Genomic DNA, 15,638 nt, shown 5'->3' on the forward strand with positions numbered 1-15,638 from the left:
CGCGTTATGACCTTTCAAAACTTAGAAGTTGTACATGTAGTCGCAATGGATCAGCAACGCTGTATTGGTAAAGGCAATGACCTACCTTGGCATATTTCAGCCGATCTAAAACACTTCAAAGCCATCACCCAAGGTGGTGTGGTCATCATGGGGCGTAAAACGCTGGAATCGATGGGCCGTACATTACCCAAGCGTGTCAATTGGGTCATTACTCGCGACACTTCTTGGACTTTTGAAGGCACAAAGGTGGCTTACAGCATTGAAGAGGCTTTAGCGCAAGCTGTTGTCGATGTTCAAGCTTCAGAAAAACCCGACAGTATTTTTATCATTGGTGGCGGTGAAATTTTTAAACAGACCCTCGACATTGCGGACCGTTTAGAACTCACGCATGTTGCACTCGATGTGCAAGGTGATGCGCATTACCCTGCCATTCCAGCAGCATTTAAAAAAATCGCGTCAGAACAACATATTGATGACAAAACTGGAATTGCTTTTGAGTTTGCAACCTATCAAAAATAAAGCATATTCTTTTTGCTAAAAGCACGATGCACAACATGATCAAAATAGAATTTTGGCGGACACTGGGCTTTGGATTACTCCACACCCTGTTTAGTATTTTTGTCTTGTTCAGTTCAATTTGGCTGTGTTTTGCATTGTGGATTCAAGAGCCTTTGGGCTGGTTGGTCAGCCGTATTTTTATTGGGATCTGGATTGCTTTTGCACTCAGCATTTTGGGTATCTATATCACCCAAAGCTTTTTTGGTCGTCGCCTCGATATCATTCTTTATCTCCTTGGTTTTTTACTGGCATTATCTTGGTATTTTAGTTTAGATGCTCGCCAAGACCGCGACTGGCAACCTGAAGTAGCAAAAATCTTGCATTATGAAAAACAAGGCGACCATATCACCCTTCATAATGTCCGCAATTTCACATGGCACCCAGATGGCTCCTATACTGAACATTGGGATACCCGCTCTTTCGATCTAAATCAAATCACTGGGGTCAATATCATTACCTCATACTGGATGGGGCCGCAAATTGCACATACCTTGGTCAGTTTTGATTTTACCAATACCGCACCACTGACCTTTTCCATTGAAATTCGCAAAGAGAAAAATGAAGAATTTTCAGCGATTGGTGGTTTTTTTAGAAAATATGAGCTGAGTTTAGTGGCCTCAGACGAACATGATATTGTGTATACCCGTAGCAATATTCGTCATGAACAAGTCTATTTCTTTCCTGTTCGCCTCGGACAGGCTGAAAGTAAAGCACTGTTTGTAGAGTATTTACATAAGGCAGACGAGCTCGCCAAGCATCCTAAGTGGTATAACACCCTTACCAGTAATTGTACCACATTGGTGTTTGATATGGTTCAAGCCGTTTCACATGACGCTTTACCAACCGACTATCGTATTTTAGCTTCAGGTTATTTACCGAACTATCTGTATGACTTAGGCGCGATTAGTCCACAGTGGGATATGAAAACATGGTATCAAAAAGCCTATATCAATCCACGTGTAAGCAAAGAAACAGAGTTAACCAGTCGTGAGTATTAACAGCTTATTAGTCAGGACTTACCCGTTGACCAAACACGCTAAAGTCTGCAACGAAAAGCTGCAAGTTAAAACTGGCAATCAACGACAAAATTTGCTTTGATAGTTCAGACGATACATCACAATAAGAGTCTGATCCCATGTTAAAAAAACTGATTGCAAGCAGTCTTTTAGCGAGTAGCTTAATCATGACTGGCTGCCAAACTACACCACCTCCATCCGATACCATTGAAATGGCCAACGTTCAACAACTCCAGCAACGGGCTTGGATTTTGACGCAAATGGGCAATACCGAAATTAAAACAGCACCCAATGAACGTAATATTCCAAGCCTTCAGTTTTCAGCTGATAACCGCATCAGTGGTGCAGATGGCTGTAACCGCATTATGGGCAGCTATACCGTCGGACGCGATACGCTCACCTTGAGCCAGCTCGCAACCACCCGAATGGCCTGTATCAATAACAGTGCTGTTCCACAACAGTTCCAAGAAGCGCTGGCAAAAGTGACGCATTACCAAGTGTTTGGTAAAACTCTGAAACTACTCGATCGACATGGTAACTTGCTGCTACAGTTTGGCTCTGCCATTCAACCACGTTAAATTGTTTCTATAAAAAGCCTGTAATCACAGGCTTTTTAAATCTGTAACAGACAACATTGTACTGAACCAATCTGCCCTTATATAAACAGATATAAACACAATTAGGATTTTAAAATGCAACAAGCACTCTTTGGTGGTGGATGTTTTTGGTGTGTAGAAGCGGTTTATTTAGAACTTCAGGGCATACATAAAGTGACCAGTGGTTATGCAGGTGGAGATACCGACAACCCAACGTATGAAGACATTTGTCGTGGCGATACCAACCACGCCGAAGTTATTTTAATTGATTTTGATGAAACTCAAATCAGCTATGCTCAACTGCTCGATGTATTTTTTGCCACTCATGATCCTACAACACTCAACCGTCAAGGCAATGATGTCGGCACCCAGTATCGTTCAGTCATTTACTATTTTAATGATGCGCAGCGTGCTGACGCAGAGCAAGCGATTAACGACTTAAAGGCAGAAGGTCTCGAGATTGTGACCGAACTCAGTCCTGTACCAACGTTCTATTCGGCTGAAGACTATCACCAGAACTTTTACGCTCGTAATCCTTCTCAAGGCTATTGCAACTTTGCCATTCCGCCAAAACTGATGAAGCTGCGCTCTAAGTTTCAGGCTTTATTGAAAGACAGCAAATAATTCAATAATTCACAAAAAAAAACGCGACTTCAAGAGTCGCTTTTTTTTAACATCAACTTAGTTATCGCTGACGAAAGCAATATCCGCCAGTCCAGCTTCACTCGCACGAGACATGACTTGTGCCACCATATCGTAACGAGATTCTTTATCTGCACGAAGTTGAACCGTTGGCTTGGTTTCCAACTCACCCGCTTCATTAAAACGCGTTTGTAGTTCTTCCAAGCTAATCACTTGATTATCCCAAGCCACTTCGCCTTTTGCATTAATGCTCACCGTAATGGCTTTAGGTGGAGGATCTACAATATCAGCTGTCGTTTTTGGTAAAGTTAATGGAATTGATGGGTTGGCAACGGTCGCTGTCACCAAGAAGATGATCATCAAAACCAGCATAATATCGATCAGCGGAATGAGGTTCATCTCATTCATGCCAGCATCGTTATCGTCACCCAATTGAAAAGCCATTAAGCTTGACCTCCAACTAAACCTTGTTGAGTCGCTTTACTTTCTACTGCCGCAGGTGCTGAGTCTTGTTGCAACATGGTATCAATGAGCAAGCCGTGTGCTTGGTCTTGAAGCTCATGTGCCAAAGTACGGTTTACACGCGCACAGATGTTATACGCTAACACCGCAGGAATCGCGACAGCCAAACCTAAACCCGTCATGATCAGTGCTTCACCTACAGGAGTTGCAACTTGCGCTAAGCCCGCTTGACCACTTTTGCCAACAGCAACAAGGGCATGGAAAATTCCCCATACTGTACCGAACAAACCAACGAACGGTGCAAGCGATGCAATCGTGCCTAAAACTGAAACACCTTTCTCAGCATTCGCTTTTTCAGCAGAAATTTGACGAAGGAGTGCTTGTTCTGCAACGGCTTTACGTTGTTCAAAGTTCAGTACAGCAAACTTTGATTTTAACTTAGCTAAAGCTTGTGAAAGTTGAGCATAAGCTTGTTGTTTCAATTGACGTGTACCCATGATACGTAAAACAAAGATGGTCCACGTTGCAATCGACATTGCCAACAAGATGAAATACAGTGTCTTACTGACTGCATCAGCATGTTGCCAATAAACTGAAAAGTTCATACTCGAACTCCTGATAAAGTTAGCGTTTTGTATTCAATTCTAAATCAAATGGTTGCTCAGCCCGAATTGGATAAGCCACACCATTTTCTTTATAAGGTTTAAATTTAGCGCCTTTGACAGCTCTTAAAATCTTTTCATCTAAAGCAGGCACACCACTTGAGCGCGTAATACGGGCATTCACAATCGACCCTTTTTCATTCGCCTCAATCAGCACCACGACTCGACGGTTTTCACCTTGTAAATCTTGATTACTATAAACTGGTTTTGGAGAGCGGCTCCATTGTACACCTGAACCACCAATCGACACCGACTTAGGTGAAGTATCAGCTGGTGCAGCTTGAGTAACAGGTTTCGCTTGTTCTTGTTTCTCGACAGGCTTTTCGACTTTTTTCTCTGTAATCGTCGTGGTGACTGTTGGTTTCACTGGGGTTTCAGTTGGTTTAACAACCGGTTTAACCACTTCTGCTTTTTTAACTTGTTGAACCTTTTCTACCTTTTTCGGTGGGGTCGGTTGTGGTTTTTCCACAATCTTCACTTCCTTCGGCTTAGTCGGTTCCTTTTTCGGTTCTTCTTTCGGCTTAGGCGGTAGTGGTTTTGGTGGTTCTTGAATTTTAACGAAGCGAACCTTCAAGGGTTCTTTTTCAATCGGTTTGAGTTCAGGAGCTTTCATGTGGTTTACTGCCCACAATACGCCCATATGGCCCACGACAACCGCGATCAAAGCAGCAAGAACTTTCTTTTTCATCGGGTTGGGAGTCTGCATAGGAGAAATAACTGTTGAACTCATTAAAATCGGTGACCTAATTTAAGCGAAGTGGCCACTGGGTTGGTTTCCACTATAACGCTTATCGGTTAGTACAATAAAGTAGCGCAATCATAAATGAGAAGTGTTTTCATTTGCAACTATTAATTTGTCACTTTTTATGGTTTTTTCTAATCATACCCAAACAAAAAAAGGCATACTTAATGTATGCCTTTTTCAATCGTGCTTGCAACCAATTTTTTATTGGAAAACGACTGTTTTGTTACCATCAACAATAATACGGTCTTCTAAGTGCCACTTCACTGCACGTGCCAAGACGTTACGTTCAACATCCTGACCCAATTCACGTAATTGATCAACCGTAAAGTCATGGTTCACACGCTCTACATCCTGCTCAATGATCGGACCTTGATCCAGATCCGCAGTGACATAGTGTGCGGTTGCGCCAATAAGTTTTACACCTTTTTCATGCGCTTGTTTATATGGATTTGCGCCAACAAAAGCAGGTAGGAATGAATGGTGAATGTTGATCACTTTCATTTCCCACTTCTCGACAAATGCTTCATCTAGAATTTGCATATAACGCGCAAGTACCAATAAGTCATTGCCCTGCATTAATTCATCAATTTCAGCATAAGCTTCGCGTTTGTTGTCCTTCGTTACAGGGACAACTTCAAACGGAATACCAAAGTTCTCAACCGCTTCACGTAAAGTTTCGTGGTTAGAAATCACTTTGGTAATTTCGCACGGCAAACCACCACGCGCATGACGCCATAACAGCTCAAGTAAGGCATGGTCTACTTTAGACACCAAAATCCCGACTTTTTTCACGTCGCTGACCAGCGCCAAACGCCATTGCATTTCATAACGCTCAGCTACATTTGCAGCAAAAGTTTGAGTGATGCTTTCTTTACGAGACTGTAAATTGTCCAGTTCAAATTCAACACGCATGAAGTAACGTCCGCCCTGAGCTTCAGTCGCGTATTGATCAAGCGCAGTAATATTCGCGCCTTGATGATACAAAAAGCTCGATACAGCTTGCACGATCCCTGGCTTATCTTCACAAGTAATCAGTAAACGTGCCGTGTTAGCAGTTGTCATATTCATGTCAGTTTAAATCAGTAAAATGAAAATCAAGCCGAGTATTCTAGCGCTTTTTACTCAGCTGTCAAAACACCTTATGGCTTATCATCCGATTTAAATGACGCCAAGCTCGAAAACAGTTCAGACGGCCCCATCGTATCCAACAAGCGTTCATACGTCTCACGACTTTCACCACGCAAATAGGCCCCTTCTAAGAACACCATTTGACGGAGTGCCTGCCAGACCCACTTTTCTTCTAATGTATTGGAGTCAGTAATATGACCCGACATATAAAGGAAGTTGGTCCAGTTGGTCAGTACAATCCATAAATTGATAATCAAGGCTTCAATTTCAGACGACGTCATTTGCATTAAGCCTGCATCAACAAAGGCCTGATAGATTTTTTGCCCTTGCTGCATTACCTGCCCTGCAAAACGTGGATACATCTTGCGGAAGTCTTCATTGTTTTCAACCAAATGATAGACATCACGGTGTAAAAAGCGATAAGCCCACAACTGGCTGCTCAGCACCTGAAAATAACGAATTTTATCATTGGCATCTAACAGACGGTCATCTGGCAAAGCCAGCATCTGTAGCGTTTCGCCTTGATACTGTTCCATGAGCTCTTTGATAATTTCACTTTTATTGCGAAAGTGATAATACAAATTGCCCGGACTCATATTCAATTCAGCTGCAATATGATTGGTCGTAACAGAACGTTCTCCACGCTCGTTAAAAAGCTGCAAACTGAGTTGCAAAATACGTTCTTTGGTTTTCAACGTTTTAGTTTGAGACATCCTAAAATAACCATTCATTCAGTGCATTAGAAGACTAACACATAAAGTAACTTGACTAATTAGAGCAATTACTCTAAAAATTAAACATAAATTGAAATTTGAAATGGTAGTGCGGCATGAACAGTCAAACAAAAACAACTTCATTGACACCACATTCTTATGATATTCAGCACCTACATGATGTGCTTGAACAGCAAAAGCACGCTTATTTACGTTATCCATTGCCAACAGCAAAAGAGCGTATTGACCGTTTGGCACGACTTAAGCGTATCTTAGTTAAGTATCAAGATCAATTTGCAGAGGCAATTAATCAAGACTACGGCAACCGTTCCACCAGTGAAACTAAAATTGGGGAATTACTTACCTGCCTTGAACACATCAAATATTATAGCAAGCATTTAACCACGTGGATGAAACCCTCGAAACGTCACGTTTCAATCATTCACCAACCGGCTAAAGCATGGGTGCAATATCAACCTTTAGGTGTGATCGGCATTATTACCCCATGGAACTATCCTTTATTACTCTCGATTGGCCCCCTGATTTGTGCTTTGGCAGCAGGCAACCATGCCATGATCAAAATTTCCAGTTCATCGGGTAACTTTGGTCGCATTCTTGAAAAAGCACTCTCCGAAGCCTTTCCTCAAGAGTTAGTTTCCGTGACCAATGGTGGTGGTGCAATTTCAGATGCCTTTTGTCGTCTGGCTTTTGACAAACTGATTTTCACAGGTTCAACCAATGTCGGTAAAACCGTTATGGCTGCTGCGGCAGAGAACCTCGTTCCACTAATCCTCGAACTTGGCGGAAAATCACCAGTATTAGTACATCCTTCTATTCATTTACGGGATGTTGCGCAGCGCATTGCCGCAGGAAAACTGTGGAATGCAGGTCAAACCTGTGTGGCACCCGACTATATGTTCTTGCCTAAAGGTAAAACTGCCGAGTTCATTGAACACTTCCGCGAGTGTGTGGAAGAGATGTATCCCGACATTCTGCATAATCCAGACTACACCTCGATTATTAATGACCGTCAATACAACCGCTTACAAGGTTATCTCGAAAATGCACGTGAACATGGTGCACAAGTGGTTGAAATCAACCCAGCCCATGAAACCTTCTCCGATACACGTAAAGTGCCCCCTACACTGTTAACTGGGGTCACGCCTGACATGCGTATTATGCAAGAGGAAATCTTTGGGCCACTGCTGCCGATCATGGAATATGATCAAATAGACGATGTTATCGAGTTTATTAATAGCCGTCCGCGTCCACTTGCTTTATACTACTTCGACTTTGATCAGGCGCGTGCAGATTATGTCGCGCAGCGTACTCATTCAGGGCATTTCGGACAAAACACGGTTTTGACCCATGTCGCACAAGACGATTTACCATTTGGTGGCGTTGGTGCATCAGGTATGGGGAAATATCATGGTCCAGAAGGTTTCTTCAGTTTGTCGCATGAACGGTCAGTGATGTCGAATCCCAAGTTATATAGCTTGAAATTCATTCTCCCACCGTTTAACAAACCAATTCACAAGTTGATTTCAAAGACCCTTCTTCGCTAAATGATCAAGGCATGACCTATCGCACGGGTTCATGCCTAGTTTTAATGAAAATCGCTTGTCTTTTAAGCGCATTTTTGGTATAAAACGCCCCTTGAATGATTTCATCCGTTTACTTAATAACTAGCGCACAATCGGTGCTGTCTAGCAATGGAGTTCACCATGTCTAAGGTTTGCCAAGTTACCGGCAAGCGTCCAGTCGTTGGCAACAACGTCTCGCACGCCAATAACAAAACCAAACGCCGGTTCGAGCCGAACCTGCATCACCACCGTTTCTGGTTAGAAAGCGAAAAACGTTTCGTACGTCTTCGTCTAACTACAAAAGGTATGCGTATTATCGACAAATTGGGTATCGAGAAGGTTGTTGCTGACCTACGTGCTCAAGGTCAAAAGATCTAAGGAGTCTGAACCATGCGTGATAAAATTCGCCTAGTTTCTACTGCTGGTACAGGTTATTTCTATACCACAACTAAGAACAAACGTACTATGCCGGAAAAAATGGAAATCAAAAAATTTGATCCAAAAATCCGTCAACACGTAATCTTCAAAGAAGCTAAAATTAAATAATTTTAGTTTTTTGAAAAAAACGACCTGCTTTAGGTCGTTTTTTTTTGCTTTTTTTTCGTTCGACTTGTTAAACTTTTAATCTCTTTTGGCACCTTTTGTGCTTTGCTTCTTTTTCACCCTTAACTTTTGCTTAAGGAGTTTTTAGTGCCTCATGACGTAGATCTCATTATATTACTTGCTGTCGGTTTTGGGCTTGCGCTCATTTTCGGCTATCTTGCCGTACGCTTACGCCTTCCCCCGCTGATTGGTTATCTGATCGCGGGTATCATTATTAGCCCCAATACTCCCGGTATTGTCGCAGACATTCATTTGGCGAACCAATTGGCTGAACTTGGGGTCATGTTCCTCATGTTTGGTGTGGGCATGCATTTTTCCCTCAATGACTTATTACAAGTTCGACGCATTGCATTGCCTGGTGCTATTTTACAGATTGCTGTCGCGACCCTGCTCGGAATAGGCGTCAGTATGATCTGGGGGTGGAGTTTTGGCTCTGCCTTAGTCTTCGGCTTAAGCCTGTCTTGTGCCAGTACAGTGGTATTACTCAAAGCACTGGGAGACCGTGGTCTACTCAATTCGGTCAACGGTAAAATTGCCGTAGGCTGGCTCTTGGTCGAAGATCTGGTCATGGTCTTGGTGCTGGTACTCTTACCCGCAACAGCAGCTCTACTCGGTGGAGAAGCCCTTGCAGGCGGTGCTGATGACAACATTTGGCTTACCTTAGGCATCACCTTACTCAAAGTAGTAGGCTTCATCGCTTTTATGCTGATCATCGGGAAACGTCTTGTTCCAATGATCATGCAATTTGTTGCTCGACTTGGTTCACGTGAACTGTTTACCTTAACCGTGGTGGCTGCTGCAGTCTCAATCGCCTTTGGCGCGTACAAAATTTTCGGTGTTTCCATGGCACTGGGCGCTTTCTTTGCCGGGATGGTCGTTAAAGAGTCTGACTTTAGCCACCGCGCCGAAGAAGAAACTCTCCCTCTACGTGAAATTTTTGCCATTTTGTTCTTTGTTGCAGTGGGCATGTTATTTGACCCGCGCATCTTAGTGGAACAACCTGTGCATGTACTTGCAGTCGTTGCGATTATTATGGTCGGCAAAACCATTGCGGCCATGGCACTAGTGCTCTTTTTCCGCTACCCCATCAATACTGCCCTCACTGTCGGTGCGTCACTGGCACAGATTGGTGAGTTTTCCTTCATCTTAGCGACACTCGGGGTTTCACTTAAACTCTTGTCCTTAGAAGGGCAAAACCTAATTTTGGCAGGAGCACTCATCTCCATCACCTTAAACAGTTTTGTGTTCTCCGCAATTGAGCCTGTACAACGTTGGATTCGTGAGCGCTCACATCTAGCACGCTTACTGGAACGTAGTGGTGACCCATTGGCAATGCTGCCTGATGAAGTCTCACAAGACTACTTACGTGACCAAGTGGTAATTGTTGGACATGGTGAAGTTGGCCGTCGCATTACCAAACAATTGATGGCCGAAGACATTAAAGTGGTGATTGCGGAAGAAAACCGTGAAATTGTAGAAAACCTGCGTGAAAAAGGCATTGCGGCTGTTTCTGGGATGGCGACAGACCCTGGCGTACTGATTCAAGCCCATATTCAGCATGCGCGCCTGTTGGTACTTTCCCCGATGGATATTTTAGATATTCATAAAATCGTGGATATTGCCAAAACCCTCAATCCTGAGATTCAGGTCTTGGTGTGTGCAGAAAGTAAAGAAGAAGCTGAAGTGATTCGCCGCGATCAAATTGGTGAAGTTTATTTTGCAAAAGAGGAAATGGCGAAAAATATGAGCAATCATATTTTAAATCAAATTCAGATTGCACATCATCAAGCACCCACCCACTAAGGAACAAACACTGGATACAAAAAAACGCACTGTTCAGTGCGTTTTTTTCTTATTCGACTTAGCTGAAGAACTGTGGCTTTTCATCCACCACTTCCGCTTGCCACTCGCCTACTTGTTTTTCAAGTAAGCCGTATAAAGCCGCTTGCACCATCTGCTGAGCAACGACTGTTGTCTGGTCGCCCAATAATGCTTTAAGCTCTTCATTAAATTGGATCGTGACTAAGGGTGCACTCTCCGAACCTGCGTTACGTAGTGCGAGCTCACCACCTTCAAGTTGAACCAATTCTAAAATGGCTTCTTGATTTCCAAATAATTCTTTCAATTGTTCTATAGACATATTTCCTCCATGTTCAACATGGTGGCAAAGGCAGTTGCACTTTGCTTCGCTTAGACTTATTGATATAAGGACAAATTTTCAAACTTCAAGCGCTGGTCATCGCTTTTAGAATTCAACCATCTCATTCCGAAAGCCATCAATCAACGCCGTTAAGTCTCTATGCCACTCGCGTAATATTTTGGTATCGGGTAACCATGCCTGAGGGGTTTGAGTTACTTTGATGATCAGATTCGATGAAGTTTCTGACTCAGGTTCAGGTGTACTCGGCTCTGGCGCATACTGACACAAGCGATAAGCACGTTTTAACTCGGCAATGAAACCTTCTTTCGACAGTTGTTGCATTACAGTCACTTCAGGCGAGACTTGGCCCTTAGCTGCCATATGCTCTTCTATAGACTTCAACGTTGGGTTTAAGTCATTTAAGCGGTAGTAACGGACCAACTCTTGTAGAAATGCAAGCACCGCGCCATGCAAGTGAAACACAGCAGCCTCACGGTAAGCCTGAGCTTGTTGCACATGATCAATTTGTTCTGCTTGTTGACATGAAAGTCGAGCAAAGTAGAGTTTTTGGTTAGTGCGATCAGCATGGTAACGGGCAACACGAGTCATGAAGGGTGTTCCTAAGTTTTGGCGTTTATAACAATTCTAAGAGTAATCTTTCTATACAGCAGTGCATAATAAAAATTATGCATGATCTATTTCAATAAAATAAATCTTTCTTTTTGCTATGACAGGCATAGAAATATGCATGGGACGCACATTTGTGAGTACCCAAGCCCAATATCCCTCTTCCCAATATGATGCCATCGCCGAATCAAGCTCATCTTCTCTCCATGAGTGAATCGAATCAACATCAACCATAGCAACAGCATACCCCAACTCTTCATCGTCCTCGTGGGTTAAATAGTGCTTATTTTCCACAATAATCAAATCTTTGAGTGGCCATTGCTCTGGTCGCCAAGAACGGATCTCTAAGGTTTTATTTCCTTGAGAGATTTGTCGTCCCATCGGCGCAACAATCGATAAAGCTGGATAGATTTTTTTCATTTTATCCCATAAAAAAGGAGCATCAATTGCTCCTTTTTATTTATGCTTCTGGCTTCTCAGGCTTATCTTCCGCCTGTTTGACGCGAATTCCAGTGCCATGTAAACGTAGTGTATTAAGCCCTTTAATGGCTTTAATTGCTTCACGTGCATGCGGCATTTCAACAAAAGCAAAACCTTTCGATTTACCTGTTGCTGCATCAAGGATTAAATTACATGATGCAACTGTGCCATATTGCTTAAATAATTCAAGCAGTTCAGCTTCAGCCACTGTACGCTCTAAATTACGAACTAAAATTTTCATCTTACAACCTTCAAAAATAGGCAAAATCATCAAAAAGCAATCGCCTACGCTACTTTCTGAACATTGCACAACAAATACCACAATGTAATCTGTTTAGTTTAATCGAGATTAATCCCAAAATCTAAATTAATCGATTGGCGCTCAATTAAAGCACTCTTTACCGTTTGCTGACGAGGCTTATGATGGGTTTCCATGCTACACAAATTTCGCGTCAGATCATTCAAAAAATAACTTTCGACTTTGCGCCCTTGCTCATCAATCACGTCTCGCGCCCATAGACTTAAATTTTGCTTGGTTAAAATCAGCTCATTCTGAGCCCGGGTCAGCGCCACATATAAGACCCGACGCTCTTCTTCGACATCATTAAAATCACCTTGGGCACGGGCATGCGGATATTGCCCCGGAGTGACATTGACCACATAACAGACCTTTTGCTCTGTACCTTTGGCCGAGTGAATGGTAATCAGAGTGACGACATCGCTATCGGACTGGCGTTCAATTTCCGAAATCGACACAGGATCAAGCACATATTCCTCTAGGAACTCACTCAACTGGGTATGTTTAGACGCCAATTGTTTGACCAGTTCAAAATCCCCTTGGCGGCGGTTCCAGTCTTTTTTATAATTTTCTGCCAATTGTGCTTCAATCGCCTGAATACCCAAACTGACACAAGCCTGTACCTCCTGTTTCAGTACCGTCATTTGCTTCATGATCAGCACAGTTTCAGCTGGAATTCGCCCAAATTTCTCTAATTTATCAAAAATCAAATCAAACTCAGGCTCCAGTAAAAGTTGCTGAGCAAGACGGCTTGCCCCCACATCTCCCACCCCATTCCACAGGGTGAGAAAACGCATCCATGCAATATCATCTAGAGGGTTGGCAATCACGCGCAGCAAGCTCAGTAAATCTTTCACATGCGCGGTTTCAAGCAGTTTCATACCCCCAATAAAGCGATAGGGGACATTGGCCGCAATACACGCCGCCTCAATATGCCGTGCTGCAAAGCTAGAACGGACCAAAACCATATGATCCGACCATATACTGCCTTGTAAGTAATGGCGCTCTTTAATGTCGATCGCAATCCATTTTGCTTCATCAAACTCATTTGGGAAAATGTGCATGCGAGGCTTCACGCCCTCACCCCGATGAGCATCTAGGCGTTTGTTATATTGAATCTCAGATTGATCGAGCAGCCAATTGGAGAGGTCTAAAATTTCTTGGGTTGAACGATAATTTTGCTCCAATTTAAACACCTGAGCATTCGGCACACGGTCTTTAAAATGGTGAATATTTTCAAAATCTGCCCCACGGAAACCATAAATCGACTGTGCATCATCACCGACACAAAACAGGCTCACTTTGTCTTTAAGGGGCTCAAGCAACGCCCACTGCAAAGGATTGGTGTCCTGCATTTCATCAACCAACATGTGTTTGCAGAGCGATGCCACATAGTCGGCTAAACCTTCTGACTGGTCGAGTGCTGAGGCCACGATCGCCAGAATATCGTCATAATCTAAAAAACTACGCGCACGTTTTCGTGTCTCGTACTCTTTCATGATTTCCGCAATTTGATCTTTAAAAGCCAAATGCTCAGGATGCTGTTTTTCTAAGGCATCACTCAACTTTTGACGCGTATTGCGTGCAAAAGAATACAGATCACACAGTTCTTGCGGTTTAGGCAGCTGATTGGGATTTTTCTTGTCATCTTTCCCACGAATCAGGCGGAACATCATCAGCTGATCATCACGATCAATAATTGAAAACTGCTCTAAACCAAAGGCCTTCGGTACACGGCGCAGTAGATACATACAAAAAGTATGAAAAGTGGAAGCGCGCAATCCTTTTGCCTGCTCACCTAAAGCCAGCTCCACTCGCGCCACGATCTCACTGGCTGAACGACGAGTAAAGGTTAAAATCTGAATTTGGTTGGCAGGAATCCCTTGATCAATCAAGTATGCAGCACGTGCCACAATGGTTTTCGTCTTGCCACAGCCAGCCCCTGCGAGCACCAGACTGTGTTGCGACTCAGTCGTGGCAGCTTGTTTTTGTTGCGGGTTTAATTCATCAATTAGGCTGGCTAAACTCATAATCACTCATCAATTCGTGGATGCTACTAGTCTAACAAATCTATGACGTCAATATGAGGCTCCAGCAATGATTATCCATTTCTGTCTGAAATACACCTTCAGATCTATGGTCCAGACCTTATGCTCGAACCGCTTACTGCCTCAAAAAATTAAAACTCACCTTGCTCAGTATGATTTAAAAGCAAAAGTCGAGTGATGTCCTCACAACTGTTTTGCAAATTCTGCTCTGCGTTTTTCAATGCTGTTGCTAAATCACAGTCAGGTTCATTGATCGAAACAATTTGACTAAACCCTTCATCAAATAATGCCTCAACATCCTCTCCGACACGTCCAGCAAAGGCAATCACTGGTTTATTCAACTGCTTGGCTAACTGAGCCACTGCCCACGGCGTTTTGCCAAACTTGGTTTGGAAGTCGATACTTCCTTCACCAGTAAAGACATAATCGGCTTGCTTTATTTTCTCCGCCAGTTGAGTTTGCTCAATCACCCACTTCGCGCCAGACTGAAGCTTAGCGCCTGTAAAGGCCATTAGACCAAAACCTAGCCCTCCTGCGGCGCCTGCCCCCGCAATATTACGTACCTGTAGATTAAGCTGTGTTTCCACCACATCCGCAAAGTGACTCAAGTTTTGATCCAACTGCTCAACCATCTCTGCGCTCGCCCCTTTTTGCGGGCCAAACACATGCGATGCACCCTGTGCTCCACATAGCGGATTAGTGACATCGGAGGCAATTAAAACTTGAATCTTTTGCAAGCGTGGGGCTAAAGCCTGCATATCAATCCGTTTAATATCTCGTAAATGACCACCACCAACGGGCACGTCCCGCCCTTGTGCATCTAAAAAGCGTACTCCAAGCGCCTGTGCCATACCACTACCTGCATCATTAGTGACACTGCCTCCAAGAGCCAAAATGATTTTGGACACGCCTAGATCCAATGCATGCCGAATCATTTGCCCCGTTCCCAAAGTTGTGGTCAGCAATGGTTTTCGCTGTGCGGGCTCAAGCAGATGAATACCATTGGCTTTGGCCATTTCAATAACAGCCGTTTGCCCGCCATCAAATAAACCCCAATACGTTTTCACTCGTTGTGATGGCAAGGGCCCTGTCACCTCACATTCGACTTTTTGGCCAGCTAAAGATGTTAATAAAGCATCGACTGTGCCTTCGCCGCCATCGGCCATAGGCACATGTATACATACAGCATCAGGGATTATGTTTTGAATTCCACGCTGCATCGCCGCACAGGCCTGTTCTGCTGTCATACTTTCTTTGAATGAATCGGGCGCTAAAATAAAAGTTGTCATCATCCATAATTTTTTTAGAAAATTTAATTTATTAATAACACGATTTAT

19 protein-coding genes are annotated in these 15,638 nt (G+C 43.4%); 8 read left to right on the forward strand and 11 right to left on the reverse strand.

All coding sequences use genetic code 11. The annotated features are described in order from the left end of the window. Positions 1-6 precede the first annotated feature (6 nt). The 4 genes from WH214_RS00640 (at position 7) to msrA (ending at position 2,794) form a co-directional block, all read left to right on the forward strand. Positions 7-519 (forward strand): dihydrofolate reductase, encoded by a 513-nt coding sequence (locus WH214_RS00640; RefSeq protein WP_339421734.1) that lies wholly within the window; start codon positions 7-9, stop codon positions 517-519. Positions 520-545: 26 nt separating this feature from the next. Beyond that, on the forward strand, positions 546-1,556 hold the full coding sequence (locus WH214_RS00645; RefSeq protein ID WP_339992716.1) for an Lnb N-terminal periplasmic domain-containing protein: 1,011 nt from the start codon (positions 546-548) through the stop codon (positions 1,554-1,556). Between the two features lie 137 nt (positions 1,557-1,693). Further along, positions 1,694-2,152 carry an META domain-containing protein gene (locus tag WH214_RS00650; RefSeq protein WP_339421736.1) on the forward strand — a complete coding sequence of 153 codons (459 nt, stop codon included), beginning with the start codon at positions 1,694-1,696 and terminating at the stop codon, positions 2,150-2,152. A gap of 114 nt (positions 2,153-2,266) precedes the next feature. After that, positions 2,267-2,794 (forward strand): peptide-methionine (S)-S-oxide reductase MsrA, encoded by a 528-nt coding sequence (msrA, locus tag WH214_RS00655; protein ID WP_234965256.1) that lies wholly within the window; start codon positions 2,267-2,269, stop codon positions 2,792-2,794. A 57-nt stretch (positions 2,795-2,851) separates the two neighbouring features. On the opposite strand, the gene WH214_RS00660 is transcribed toward msrA, so the two are convergent. From WH214_RS00660 to WH214_RS00680, 5 genes are all read right to left on the reverse strand, one after another. After that, the gene (locus WH214_RS00660; RefSeq protein WP_004692473.1) at positions 2,852-3,256 is read right to left on the reverse strand and encodes an ExbD/TolR family protein; all 405 of its coding nucleotides are present in this window, start codon (positions 3,254-3,256) and stop codon (positions 2,852-2,854) included. Continuing rightward, positions 3,256-3,879 (reverse strand): MotA/TolQ/ExbB proton channel family protein, encoded by a 624-nt coding sequence (locus tag WH214_RS00665; RefSeq protein ID WP_004692475.1) that lies wholly within the window; start codon positions 3,877-3,879, stop codon positions 3,256-3,258. The genes WH214_RS00660 and WH214_RS00665 overlap by 1 nt, the downstream gene beginning before the upstream one ends. Before the next feature lie 19 nt (positions 3,880-3,898). Then, positions 3,899-4,666, reverse strand: coding sequence for an energy transducer TonB (locus tag WH214_RS00670; protein ID WP_114836430.1), 768 nt, complete (start codon positions 4,664-4,666; stop codon positions 3,899-3,901). A gap of 216 nt (positions 4,667-4,882) precedes the next feature. Beyond that, a complete protein-coding gene (gene purU / locus WH214_RS00675) occupies positions 4,883-5,749 on the reverse strand; it encodes a formyltetrahydrofolate deformylase (RefSeq protein WP_004692478.1) in 867 nt (288 codons plus the stop codon). A 71-nt stretch (positions 5,750-5,820) separates the two neighbouring features. Continuing rightward, positions 5,821-6,522 (reverse strand): TetR/AcrR family transcriptional regulator, encoded by a 702-nt coding sequence (locus WH214_RS00680; protein ID WP_005400842.1) that lies wholly within the window; start codon positions 6,520-6,522, stop codon positions 5,821-5,823. Positions 6,523-6,638: 116 nt separating this feature from the next. Between WH214_RS00680 and WH214_RS00685 the strand changes: the two genes are divergently transcribed. From WH214_RS00685 to WH214_RS00700, 4 genes are all read left to right on the forward strand, one after another. Next, the gene (locus tag WH214_RS00685) at positions 6,639-8,087 is read left to right on the forward strand and encodes a coniferyl aldehyde dehydrogenase (RefSeq protein ID WP_004979000.1); all 1,449 of its coding nucleotides are present in this window, start codon (positions 6,639-6,641) and stop codon (positions 8,085-8,087) included. Between the two features lie 159 nt (positions 8,088-8,246). After that, positions 8,247-8,483 carry a 50S ribosomal protein L28 gene (gene rpmB, locus WH214_RS00690; RefSeq protein WP_000048256.1) on the forward strand — a complete coding sequence of 79 codons (237 nt, stop codon included), beginning with the start codon at positions 8,247-8,249 and terminating at the stop codon, positions 8,481-8,483. A gap of 12 nt (positions 8,484-8,495) precedes the next feature. Further along, positions 8,496-8,651 carry a 50S ribosomal protein L33 gene (gene rpmG / locus WH214_RS00695; RefSeq protein WP_003654787.1) on the forward strand — a complete coding sequence of 52 codons (156 nt, stop codon included), beginning with the start codon at positions 8,496-8,498 and terminating at the stop codon, positions 8,649-8,651. A 144-nt stretch (positions 8,652-8,795) separates the two neighbouring features. Further along, entirely contained in the window at positions 8,796-10,511 is a 1,716-nt protein-coding gene (locus WH214_RS00700; RefSeq protein ID WP_004978997.1) for a cation:proton antiporter, read from the forward strand. A gap of 58 nt (positions 10,512-10,569) precedes the next feature. Here the strand turns inward: WH214_RS00700 and WH214_RS00705 are convergent, their stop codons facing one another. The 6 genes from WH214_RS00705 to WH214_RS00730 form a co-directional block, all read right to left on the reverse strand. After that, positions 10,570-10,848, reverse strand: coding sequence for a hypothetical protein (locus tag WH214_RS00705; RefSeq protein WP_004692486.1), 279 nt, complete (start codon positions 10,846-10,848; stop codon positions 10,570-10,572). A 105-nt stretch (positions 10,849-10,953) separates the two neighbouring features. Next, positions 10,954-11,457, reverse strand: a complete 504-nt coding sequence (locus WH214_RS00710) for a DUF6586 family protein (protein WP_004692488.1) — start codon at positions 11,455-11,457, stop codon at positions 10,954-10,956. 75 nt (positions 11,458-11,532) lie between these two features. Then, on the reverse strand, positions 11,533-11,895 hold the full coding sequence (locus WH214_RS00715; protein ID WP_171304155.1) for an ASCH domain-containing protein: 363 nt from the start codon (positions 11,893-11,895) through the stop codon (positions 11,533-11,535). Between the two features lie 40 nt (positions 11,896-11,935). After that, a complete protein-coding gene (locus WH214_RS00720) occupies positions 11,936-12,196 on the reverse strand; it encodes an RNA recognition motif domain-containing protein (RefSeq protein WP_004692489.1) in 261 nt (86 codons plus the stop codon). Between the two features lie 98 nt (positions 12,197-12,294). Further along, the gene (locus tag WH214_RS00725; RefSeq protein ID WP_259233670.1) at positions 12,295-14,283 is read right to left on the reverse strand and encodes an ATP-dependent helicase; all 1,989 of its coding nucleotides are present in this window, start codon (positions 14,281-14,283) and stop codon (positions 12,295-12,297) included. A gap of 149 nt (positions 14,284-14,432) precedes the next feature. Next, a complete protein-coding gene (locus tag WH214_RS00730) occupies positions 14,433-15,593 on the reverse strand; it encodes a glycerate kinase (RefSeq protein WP_339421737.1) in 1,161 nt (386 codons plus the stop codon). Positions 15,594-15,638 lie beyond the last annotated feature (45 nt).

Source organism: Acinetobacter sp. MYb191, from assembly GCF_037572605.1.
GTDB lineage: Bacteria > Pseudomonadota > Gammaproteobacteria > Pseudomonadales > Moraxellaceae > Acinetobacter > Acinetobacter johnsonii.